Source organism: Rheinheimera sp. (assembly GCF_020217005.1).
Classification (GTDB): Bacteria; Pseudomonadota; Gammaproteobacteria; order Enterobacterales; family Alteromonadaceae; genus Pararheinheimera.
Genome location: NZ_JAIWOI010000024.1, coordinates 1 through 10,000, shown reverse-complemented (window position 1 = coordinate 10,000; position 10,000 = coordinate 1). Strand labels below are relative to the sequence as shown.

Genomic DNA, 10,000 nt, shown 5'->3' with positions numbered 1-10,000 from the left:
ACGATGGTAGAACAGCGAAGAATAGATATTGTATAAATGATAGGCGGGTTTTAAGCCCGTGAACTTTCCGGCGTTTTCGACTTGAGCCATTTGCACATCGATGCGTCCCTTACGCAAATACGCCAGGGACTCTTCCGATTGGTCAGGCACAAAACTTACCGCTATCCCGGTTTTTTTTGACCACAAACGCCATAAATCAACAAAAATGCCTTGCACATCTCCAATGCTACTGACATGCATATAAGGCTGATTTCCAATAGAAACCCCTATCAGTAAAGTATCAGGAGCCGTATTTACACTTAGCCATTTCCGTTCCAATTGATCGCGAAATGCTATTGTCGCAGCTCCAACGGCTTGCTTTAGGGACTTAAACAACTCTGTATTGCCTTGTGTTACAGCAAAAGTAAGTTCTATTTTTCGGATTGGTACCTTCTTATAGGCGGGATAAAACGACAATAACTCCAGGTAGTTCGCATAACGGGGAGGCAATCTGTCAAGGCCAGTAAAAGCTTTTATTTCTCCTCTCAGTGCAGAGTCATACATCTGAGAAACAGAGGTGTAGTGTTTCAATACCAAATCTGGTTGCTGTTGCTTCAAGCTGTCAATATGGGTAGAGCTTTCTACGACGCCCACCAGGTGAGGTTTTAAATCAGCTAAATTATGTACTCCTGCTAAGTCGCGGTGTACAAACACATTGCTGAAGATATCCAAATAACTTGGCCCTAATAGATAGCGCTGTTCTCTGTCCAGAGTTCTCCCCAGACCTCCGTGTAAATCGATCAGTCCAGTATCCAACATGCGCAGAGTATCAGCCCAGTCTGCGGCAATAAACTCAGCTCGGATCCCTTGTTGTTTTGCGATTTGCCGCCAGTAATCCACCACTAATCCGGCTGGCTGTCCCTGGTCATCCATAAACATATAGGGGTAAGTATCGCTGGATATGCCAATTTTCAGCGATGCAGGAAGAGGACTGACGATCTCAGTGTTTTGTGCCTGAGTAGAACAGCCTATAAGTAAGAAAATAACCAGCAGTAGCTTTTTAATCATGTTCAGGACAGTGATCTTCACCTTAGGTTAAGATGTCGAATACAGCGACAATACGCAAATGATTTATCGCGGAATTTTTTACAATGGAAATCACAGATGCTTTATCTTGGCTGCCCCGTCTGGGCTAACCCACAGTGGAAAAACCTGATATATAACAGCAAACTGGAACCCTCTGAGTTTCTGGCTAACTATAGTAGGTATTTCAACTCTGTTGAAGGAAACACCAGTTTTTATGCCGATCCTTCGCCTCAGACAGTCCAGCGCTGGGCGGAGCAAAGCAGCGATAACTTCCGTTTTACGCTCAAAGTACCAAAGCGGTTGAGCCACCAATTCAAGCAGTTCCAGATTGAAGAATTACAGCGCTGGATGGATTTGATCGTACCTTTAGCGAATAAAATAGCCTTGGTGCATTTGCAATTACCCGCTGTTTTTTCACCCCAGGATTTAAGCTGGTTGCAACAGATGCTCAATACTTTATGCTCTTCCTTTTCCGTCGCAGTGGAAGTGCGTCACCCGATTTTTTTCGATAAAGCAGAGCATGAAATAACGTTGAATCGTTTGCTCCGTCATTTTGATACAGAGCGGGTGATATTTGATAGCAGGGCATTGTTTTCGGTTCAACCGACCACAGCAGCTTTGCAGGACGCCCAGCGCAAGAAGCCTTATTTACCCGTGCATGCAGTAGGTCTTACTAAAACTCCCATGCTGCGTTTTGTTGGTACTGACGATATGGCGATTAATCAACAGTATTACCGCCCCTGGCTGGCTAAAGTGCGGCAGTGGCTGGATGAAGGCAAAACCCCTTTCTGCTTTTTTCATAGTCCGGACAATTTCACTGCACCAGTGTTGGCCCGACAGTTCGTGATAGATTTAGGCATTGACCACCCGATACTGGCACCATGGCCGCAGGATCAAACTCAGCTAAGCTTGCTTTGATTTCGTCTTAAAGTTGAAATACGTTAAACTATCTGCCAACTACAGGTTTGAAGTTATTCTATTGATGCAAAAAGATCATATTTACGCCGACCCTCTGGGCCACATTCAGGATTTTCGTTTTGACTCTGCGGTGGTCGATGTCTTTCCAGACATGATCCAGCGCTCAGTGCCGGGTTATCAAACTATCATTCAGACCATAGGCAAACTGACCAGCCGCTTTCAGCAGGCAAACAGCAACTACTATGACTTAGGCTGCTCTTTAGGCGCAGCCACTTTAGCTATGCGTAGGCAAATTACGGCTCCTGGCTGTCAGGTGATAGGAGTGGATAACAGCGCCGCTATGGTCGAACGCTGCACCAGCCATTTGCACGCCTTTCGTTCCGATGTACCTGCCAGCATATTACTGGCTGATATCCGCGACATTCCAATGGAGAATGCTGCAATGGTGGTCAGTAATTTTACGTTGCAGTTTCTGGCCAAAGAGGACAGAGCCCTCTTAATTGAACGCATCTATCAAGCGCTCAAGCCCGGTGGTGTTTTTGTATTGTCAGAAAAAATTATAGAAACAGACGACACTACTCATGAACTGCTGATTGATTTGCATCATGATTTCAAACGCGCCAATGGTTACAGCGAACTGGAAATCAGTCAAAAGCGCACAGCTCTTGAAAATGTAATGCGTCCGGATAGTCTGACCGAGCATAAAGCACGTTTGTCTGCTGCGGGTTTTGAACATGTAAGTTTGTGGTTTCAGTGTTTTAATTTCTGTTCTATCGTCGCTATAAAAGCAGAGGCAAAAGCATGAGCCGCTTCCAGAGTTTTTATCAACAAATCGCGGGCAACAAACTACTGCACTGGCTTGAAACCTTACCTGCCCAATTAAAACGATGGGAACAGGACGCTTTGCATGGCGATTTTAAACAGTGGCAAAAAGTGTTGGACCACTTGCCTGTGGCCAGTAAGACTTGTATTGAACTGAAAAACAAAGTCGAGTTTGGCCGCGCAGAGGATATCAGTGAGGGACAAAAACAACGGCTTGAAGTGTTATTACGCCAGTTAATGCCATGGCGCAAAGGTCCTTTCACTCTGCATGGTTTAACTATAGATACCGAATGGCGCTCAGACTGGAAATGGGACAGAGTTTTACCTCATATCAGCTCATTAAAACACAGAACAGTGCTGGATGTCGGTTGTGGCAGCGGTTATCACTTATGGCGAATGAAAGGTGAAGGTGCAGAGTTTGTTGTAGGCATTGACCCATCTCAACTGTTTTATTGCCAGTTTGAAGCTATTAAGCATTTTAACCCTGATCCTACAGTGCATTTATTGCCTGTTGGCATAGACGATATGCCTGAGCTAAAAGCTTTTGATACAGTCTTTTCTATGGGCGTGTTGTACCACCGTCGTTCCCCTATCGACTTTTTAGCCCAATTAAAGCAACAGTTGCGGCCAGGTGGTGAACTTGTGCTGGAAACCTTAGTAATAGAAGGTGATGAGCAAGCCGTACTGGTGCCGACAGACCGTTATGCCAAAATGCGTAATGTCTGGTTTATTCCAAGCACTGCTGCTTTGTTGCTTTGGTTGCAGCGGGTCGGTTTTAAAGAAGCTAAAGTCGTAGATTTATCAGTCACCAGTCTGGATGAACAGCGAAAAACCAGTTGGATGGAAAATGAAAGTCTGATTGATTTTCTTGATCCAACTGACCATAGTAAAACCATTGAAGGCTACCCGGCCCCATTACGCGCCGTGATAGTGGCTGTGGCTTAACCCTAAGGACTTTTGATGCCGTACCGCCCAAAATCAACCATGGAACAATGGCGCATACTGCAGGCTGTGGTCGATGCCGGAGGCTATGCTCAGGCGGCAGATTTACTGAATAAAAGTCAGTCCTCATTGAACCATGCAGTCGCAAAACTGCAGTATCAATTGGGTGTTGAATTGTTAGAAGTCAAAGGTCGCAAGGCATTTCTGACCCCTGCAGGTGAAGTCATGCTAAGACGCTCACGGTTGTTAACTCAACAAATTGAGGATTTAGAACTGCTGGCTTCCAATATCAATGTCGGCTGGGAACCAGAGATCCGTATCGCTGTTGAACTGGTTTATCCCAAACAGATTCTCTATCGCGCTTTGGCAAAGTTTCATCCTTTATCCCGTGGTAGCCGCATTCAGATTATTGATACTGTAATTACGGGTTCTACAGAAATGATACTGGAACACAAAGCAGATTTAGTTATTGCGGCCTCTCCCAGTGTACCAAGAGGCTACATAGGCGAACCTTTGAGTGTGACGCAGATGTTCCCTGTTGTAGGCAAAAACCATGTATTGGCGCAGCAAAATGTGCTGGATTTGAATGAACTCAGTCAATACCTGCAAATTGTAATTCGCGATACCGCCAATAAGCCCAAAGATGTTGGCTGGTTGCGTGCCGAGCAACGCTGGACAGTAAATAACTTTTTTGAAGCTGTGGATATACTGAAAAATGGCATTGGCTTTTGCTGGTTACCTGAGTTTTTGATCTGCGATTTGATTAAGGACGGCACCTTAAAACGGCTGCCTATTACACAGAGTTCAGCAAGGGCTGTACCTTTAGCTTTGGTGACTCCAAAGGAAGAAACCTTAGGGCCAGGCAGTCGTCAGTTACGTGAGTTACTGCTAGCCGAGCACAAAATAATAAATAACGGGGAAAACCATGAATAAGCAAGAAGTAACGGAATTAATGAAAGCATCGGCTCAGGATGCTGTTGTCTACGCAGCAGAAGAGCATCAGGTTTTGCTTGATTTTAGTCTGGATAGTTTAACTCTGGTGGATGAGATACTCAGTGAGCTGTTCTTACGACAGCAAGAACAACGCCATGCCGACGATTTGTTATTTACTTTGTGTAACATTTTGGGGGCCTACACAGGTGAAGTCTTTATACATCATGTTGGGGGCGAGTGGTATCACGATGTGTCAACACCTGATGCGCCTTTTATATGCGTACGCTACAACGGCAAAGAGTTTCCTTTCGCGTCACTGGTTTATCATCAAATCGCCAAAACTCCAAGCGCCAGCTTACGCAATTATGTTGGCCAGGCCATGAGCAACGCAATGCAATAACGACTTTTGCAGTCAGCATATCCGCCGCCTTCTGATGCTCTGAATGCCAGCATTCGTAAAAGCTAAGCAGTAAATCCTTTTGTCTGGCGGCGTTACAAGGTAAAATGTCGCCAATTTTTTTGGACCTTCACTTTTTAGTCATTGGGGATTGCCGTGAGCGAGCAAAAAACGTCGTTAAGTTACAAAGACGCTGGTGTTGATATTGATGCCGGTGAGGCCTTGGTTGACCGTATTAAAGGTGCGGTAAAACGTACAACCCGTAAAGAAGTCATGGGTGGTTTAGGCGGCTTTGGTGCTTTGTGTCAAATCCCTGCTGGTTATAAAGAGCCGGTGTTGGTCTCAGGTACTGATGGTGTAGGTACTAAACTCCGCCTGGCGATGGATTTAAAACGTCATGACAGCGTAGGTATCGACTTAGTCGCCATGTGTGTCAACGACATAGTTGTATCTGGCGCAGAACCATTATTTTTCCTTGATTATTACGCCACTGGCAAGCTGGATGTAAATACGGCGGCCACTGTGGTCGAAGGCATTGCCAAAGGTTGTGAACTGGCTGGTTGTGCTTTAGTTGGTGGCGAAACCGCTGAAATGCCTGGTATGTACCATGGTGAAGATTATGACATCGCAGGTTTTAGCGTAGGCGTGGTTGAGAAAGCTGAAATTATTGACGGTAGCAAGGTCAAAGCCGGCGATCAGTTAATAGCTTTAGCCTCGTCAGGCCCGCATTCCAACGGTTTTTCATTAATTCGGAAAGTGTTGGAAGTCAGTGGTCAGGATGCTCAAACTGTACTAGAAGGCAAAACTATAGCTGACCACCTGTTAGAGCCAACCCGTATTTATGTCAAGAACCTGCTGGCTCTGATCAAGTCTTTGCCCGTTCACGCTTTGTGCCATATCACTGGTGGTGGATTCTGGGAAAACATCCCAAGGGTATTACCAGAAAACACTCAGGCAAACATCATCGAGAGTAGCTGGCAGTGGCCTGCAATTTTCAGTTGGTTGCAACAGCAGGGTAATGTAGAACGCCACGAAATGTACCGCACCTTCAACTGTGGTGTTGGCATGATCGTAGTAGTGCCTGCGACTCACTTAGATGCAGCATTAGCCCAGTTAAAAGCAGCTGGTGAAAACGCCTGGCATTTAGGAGAAATCAATCAGGTTACCGCAGATCAGCCTCAAGTTGTGATTCAGGGCTAAACCCATAGATGAAATCTATCGTAGTATTGATTTCCGGCAGCGGCTCCAATCTGCAAGCTATTTTAGACGCCTGCAGCGCTGGTTTTATTGATGGCAAAGTTACAGCGGTGCTGTCGAACAAAGCAAAAGCTTATGGTTTGGAGCGGGCTAAAAAAGCAGGCTCTAAAGCAATAGTGCTTGATCATAAAGCCTATGCCGACCGCGCTGCTTACGATCGGGATTTGATCGCAACTATCGACCAGCATCAGCCTGATTTGGTGGTGCTGGCTGGTTTTATGCGTATTCTAACTCCTGAATTTGTGCAGCATTATCAGGGTCGTTTACTGAATATCCACCCTTCGTTATTGCCCAAATATCAAGGGCTGAATACTCATCAACGCGCTATTGATGCAGGTGACACCGAACATGGCTGTTCAGTGCATTTTGTCACAGCGGAACTGGATGGCGGCCCTGTGATTTTGCAAGCCAAAGTTCCTGTTTTCCCGGGTGATGACGCGGACACTGTCGCAGAGCGTGTACACGAACAGGAACATCGTATTTATCCATTGGTTGTGCGCTGGTTTTGCCAGAACCGTTTACAACAGCAGTCAGATAAGGCATTGTTAGACGGCCTTTTATTGTCTGACCATGGATATGCAAATGACCAGGATGAAGAATAAATGGCGCCTTAGTGCGTCATTTTTTTTACTCTTTTCCAGCCTGTTATCGGCTGAAGAACCTACAACCAGCCCTGCAGTTCAATTTTCACCCTTTGAAGCCAGTTATAATGTGTTGCGCTCAGGTAAAAAACACGGTGAAGCCAAACGTTATCTGAAATCCACAGAACAAGGCTATGAACTGGGTTACAGTAGTGACATCAGTTGGCTGATTTTTGAAGACAAACGTTCCGAACAGTCCTTTTTTACCGTCAAAGATGGACGTATTCAGCCCAGCCGTTATGTGATGCAGCGCACAGGTTCTGGTCCAAACCGTTATTATGAGCTGAACCTGAACTGGGATAGCAAAGAGTTACGGGTAGAGAAATCAAAAAAAATCAAAAACATTCAGTGGAATGCTCAGTGGCTGGATCCCCTGAGCTACCACAGTCAACTGGCTTTGGATCTGAAAGCGGGTAAAACAGAATTTGTTTATCAGGTGTTGAATCGCCATGGTGATGAACGTAAATACAGTTATAAAGTTGCAGGCGAAGAATGGTTGTCTCTGCCCTACGGTAAAGTAAAAACCATCCGGATTGAACGCACAGGCACAGGAGCAGACAAAGAAGTGCTGGCCTGGGTTGCACCAGATCTGGACTATCTCCTTGTGCGCTTATGGCAGGCTGAAGATAAAGTCGAACAGTTTGATATCCAGCTGGCGACCTTCAAGCCGTCAAATTAGAGCTTTAAAATATCCCTGACAGAGCCGCTTATTGTGGCTCTCCTGCTTTAAACAGTTGAGCTTGCCCTGAGGCCATCTCTTGCCATTGTTCGTTACAGGTCAGTGGTAAAGTGGCAATGATAGTGACCACATCTTTTTCTGTCGTTTCTTTTGAAAAATCTATGTCCACGTCCATATCCGACAATAAAGCGACGCCAAATGGTGCCCTTCTGGTGATCCAATGCAGTTTGGTACTGCAATAAGCCAGTAAGTAGTCGCCGTCAGATAACAATAAATTAAATACACCTAATTTTTGCAGCGCCGGACATAATCCTGCTACAAACATAAAAGCCTGTTTCATATCGTCAGGTGCAACAGGAAACCGTTGCTCCAGCGCGTTCAGCAAATAACAAAAGGCATGCTCACTGTCGGTTTGCCCAACCACATGATGCTGCCCAACGGCTAAAGTTTCAAAGTTCTGAAGCTGACCATTGTGGGCATAAGTCCAATAGCGGCCCCATAAAGTGCGGGTAAAGGGATGGGTGTTTTCAAGCCCCACCCCACCGCTATTAGCTTGACGGATATGCGCCACAACTGTGTTACTTTTGATTGGGTAGTCACTGATAAGCCGGGCTATTTCCGATTGATAACTCGGATCTGCATCTTTAAAGGTCGTCACGCCTTTGCCCTGATAAAAAGCCACTCCCCAACCATCTTTATGCGGCCCTGTTTTGCCACCACGCTCTCTTAAACCTTTAAAACTAAAACAGATATCAGTAGGCACATTGGCGGACATCCCTAATAACTCACACATAAATCAGATAGCTTCCTATACTGGGTGGCATAACACAGAAGCTGCAACAAAAGTTGACAGCAAACCAGAGTGCAAAGTAAGGAATTACTTGCATCTTTGCAACAGTCACACTACTCTAAGCTCACAGTGGTCTGACCTCTAGTTCTCAGGAGTAAATTATGGATGTGTTGATTTTTTGGGTAGCCTTGCTCGGCGCTGTTGCCGTGCTTGCGTACCACAGAGCAAGTTTAACAATGTTTACAGCGTTTATCGCTGCCTTATTAGCTGTAGCAACATTCACTGATACAGTGGGTATGGTCAGCTGGATCCTGTTTCTGGTAGTAGCTTTGCCATTAAACGTAGCCAGCATACGCCAACAGTATTTAACCAAACCTCTGTTAAAGCTGTACCGCAAAATTATGCCGGAAATGTCGACCACAGAAAAAGAAGCTATTGATGCCGGTACCACCTGGTGGGAAGGTGATTTATTCCGTGGTACTCCAGACTGGCACAAACTGCACAATTATCCAAAACCACGCTTAAGCGCTGAAGAGCAAGCCTTTTTAGATGGTCCTTGCGAAGAGCTATTAGCGATGGTTGACGACTGGCATACGACCCATGAGCGCGCTGATTTATCGCCAGAAGTGTACCAATATCTGAAAGACCATGGCTTTTTTGCGATGATCATCAAAAAGCAATACGGTGGTCTGGAATTCTCTGCCTATGCCCAGTCTTGTGTTCTACAAAAGTTAACCAGTAAAAGCATGGTGTTATCCAGCATAGTGGGTGTACCAAACTCACTAGGCCCCGGTGAACTGTTACAGCATTATGGCACAAAAGAGCAACAGGACCATTACCTGCCGCGCTTAGCCAAAGGTTTAGAAATTCCTTGCTTTGCTTTAACCAGCCCTGAAGCAGGCTCTGATGCAGGCGCTATTCCGGACACAGGTATAGTCTGTAAAGGCGAATGGGAAGGCAAAGAAATTATTGGTATGCGCCTGACCTGGAACAAGCGTTATATCACGCTGGCTCCTATAGCTACTGTGTTGGGTTTAGCCTTTAAGATGCAGGATCCAGACGGTTTATTGGGTGACAAAAAAGACTTAGGTATCACTTGTGCGTTAATTCCTGTGACTACTCCGGGAGTAAAAATCGGCCGCCGCCACTTTCCACTGAACGTGCCATTTCAGAATGGTCCTACTCAGGGTGAAGATGTATTCGTACCATTGGATTACATCATAGGTGGTCCAAAAATGGCTGGTCAGGGCTGGCGTATGCTGGTGGAATGTTTGTCAGTAGGCCGTGCTATCACGCTGCCATCAAACAGTACAGGTGGAATCAAAGCAGCTGCATTGTTGACTGGTGCTTATGCCCGTATCCGTCGTCAGTTCAAATTGCCTATTGGCAAAATGGAAGGTATTGAAGAAGCCTTAGCCCGTATTGGCGGTTACGCTTACATGGCGGAAGCTTCGACTACTATGTCTGTTGGTTCTATCGACTTAGGTGAAAAGCCTTCTGTAATATCTGCTATCACTAAGTTCCATATGACTGAGCGTATGCGTCAGGCGATAGTC

At 45.7% G+C, this 10,000-nt stretch carries 11 protein-coding genes; 9 read left to right on the top strand and 2 right to left on the bottom strand.

Going from position 1 to position 10,000, the window contains the following annotated elements:
- Positions 1-1,047 (bottom strand): transporter substrate-binding domain-containing protein (locus LDL40_RS01245; RefSeq protein ID WP_300992905.1); only part of this gene is annotated, 1,047 nt, incomplete at its 3' end.
- A gap of 96 nt (positions 1,048-1,143) precedes the next feature.
- Between LDL40_RS01245 and LDL40_RS01240 the strand changes: the two genes are divergently transcribed.
- The 8 genes from LDL40_RS01240 (at position 1,144) to LDL40_RS01205 (ending at position 7,654) form a co-directional block, all read left to right on the top strand.
- On the top strand, positions 1,144-1,983 hold the full coding sequence (locus tag LDL40_RS01240; RefSeq protein ID WP_300992903.1) for a DUF72 domain-containing protein: 840 nt from the start codon (positions 1,144-1,146) through the stop codon (positions 1,981-1,983).
- A gap of 64 nt (positions 1,984-2,047) precedes the next feature.
- Positions 2,048-2,788, top strand: a complete 741-nt coding sequence (cmoA, locus tag LDL40_RS01235; RefSeq protein WP_300992901.1) for a carboxy-S-adenosyl-L-methionine synthase CmoA — start codon at positions 2,048-2,050, stop codon at positions 2,786-2,788.
- A complete protein-coding gene (cmoB, locus tag LDL40_RS01230) occupies positions 2,785-3,750 on the top strand; it encodes a tRNA 5-methoxyuridine(34)/uridine 5-oxyacetic acid(34) synthase CmoB (protein WP_300992899.1) in 966 nt (321 codons plus the stop codon). Before cmoA ends, cmoB begins: the two co-directional genes overlap by 4 nt.
- A gap of 15 nt (positions 3,751-3,765) precedes the next feature.
- Positions 3,766-4,680, top strand: a complete 915-nt coding sequence (locus LDL40_RS01225) for a LysR family transcriptional regulator (protein ID WP_300992897.1) — start codon at positions 3,766-3,768, stop codon at positions 4,678-4,680.
- Positions 4,673-5,080: a hypothetical protein gene (locus tag LDL40_RS01220; protein ID WP_300992895.1), complete on the top strand. Its 408-nt coding sequence runs from the start codon at positions 4,673-4,675 to the stop codon at positions 5,078-5,080. Before LDL40_RS01225 ends, LDL40_RS01220 begins: the two co-directional genes overlap by 8 nt.
- Before the next feature lie 153 nt (positions 5,081-5,233).
- A complete protein-coding gene (purM, locus tag LDL40_RS01215; RefSeq protein ID WP_300992893.1) occupies positions 5,234-6,277 on the top strand; it encodes a phosphoribosylformylglycinamidine cyclo-ligase in 1,044 nt (347 codons plus the stop codon).
- Positions 6,278-6,285: 8 nt separating this feature from the next.
- Positions 6,286-6,936 (top strand): phosphoribosylglycinamide formyltransferase, encoded by a 651-nt coding sequence (gene purN / locus LDL40_RS01210; RefSeq protein WP_300992891.1) that lies wholly within the window; start codon positions 6,286-6,288, stop codon positions 6,934-6,936.
- The gene (locus tag LDL40_RS01205; RefSeq protein ID WP_300992889.1) at positions 6,917-7,654 is read left to right on the top strand and encodes a DUF3108 domain-containing protein; all 738 of its coding nucleotides are present in this window, start codon (positions 6,917-6,919) and stop codon (positions 7,652-7,654) included. The genes purN and LDL40_RS01205 overlap by 20 nt, the downstream gene beginning before the upstream one ends.
- A 28-nt stretch (positions 7,655-7,682) precedes the next feature.
- Here LDL40_RS01205 and LDL40_RS01200 read toward each other — a convergent pair whose 3' ends face one another.
- Positions 7,683-8,447 (bottom strand): class II glutamine amidotransferase, encoded by a 765-nt coding sequence (locus LDL40_RS01200; protein ID WP_300992887.1) that lies wholly within the window; start codon positions 8,445-8,447, stop codon positions 7,683-7,685.
- Positions 8,448-8,605: 158 nt separating this feature from the next.
- Between LDL40_RS01200 and LDL40_RS01195 the strand changes: the two genes are divergently transcribed.
- The coding region (locus LDL40_RS01195; RefSeq protein ID WP_300992885.1) for an acyl-CoA dehydrogenase at positions 8,606-10,000 on the top strand (1,395 nt) is incomplete at its 3' end.

Excerpts from the sequence above, each read along its gene's own strand:
- LDL40_RS01205 (WP_300992889.1), top strand. The coding sequence starts at position 6,917 with ATGACCAGGATGAAGAATAAATGGCGCCTTAGTGCGTCATTTTTTTTA.
- LDL40_RS01220 (WP_300992895.1), top strand. The coding sequence starts at position 4,673 with ATGAATAAGCAAGAAGTAACGGAATTAATGAAAGCATCGGCTCAGGAT.
- LDL40_RS01225 (WP_300992897.1), top strand. The coding sequence starts at position 3,766 with ATGCCGTACCGCCCAAAATCAACCATGGAACAATGGCGCATACTGCAG.
- cmoB (WP_300992899.1), top strand. The coding sequence starts at position 2,785 with ATGAGCCGCTTCCAGAGTTTTTATCAACAAATCGCGGGCAACAAACTA.
- purN (WP_300992891.1), top strand. The coding sequence starts at position 6,286 with ATGAAATCTATCGTAGTATTGATTTCCGGCAGCGGCTCCAATCTGCAA.
- LDL40_RS01200 (WP_300992887.1), bottom strand. The coding sequence starts at position 8,447 with ATGTGTGAGTTATTAGGGATGTCCGCCAATGTGCCTACTGATATCTGT.
- cmoA (WP_300992901.1), top strand. The coding sequence starts at position 2,048 with ATGCAAAAAGATCATATTTACGCCGACCCTCTGGGCCACATTCAGGAT.
- LDL40_RS01240 (WP_300992903.1), top strand. The coding sequence starts at position 1,144 with ATGCTTTATCTTGGCTGCCCCGTCTGGGCTAACCCACAGTGGAAAAAC.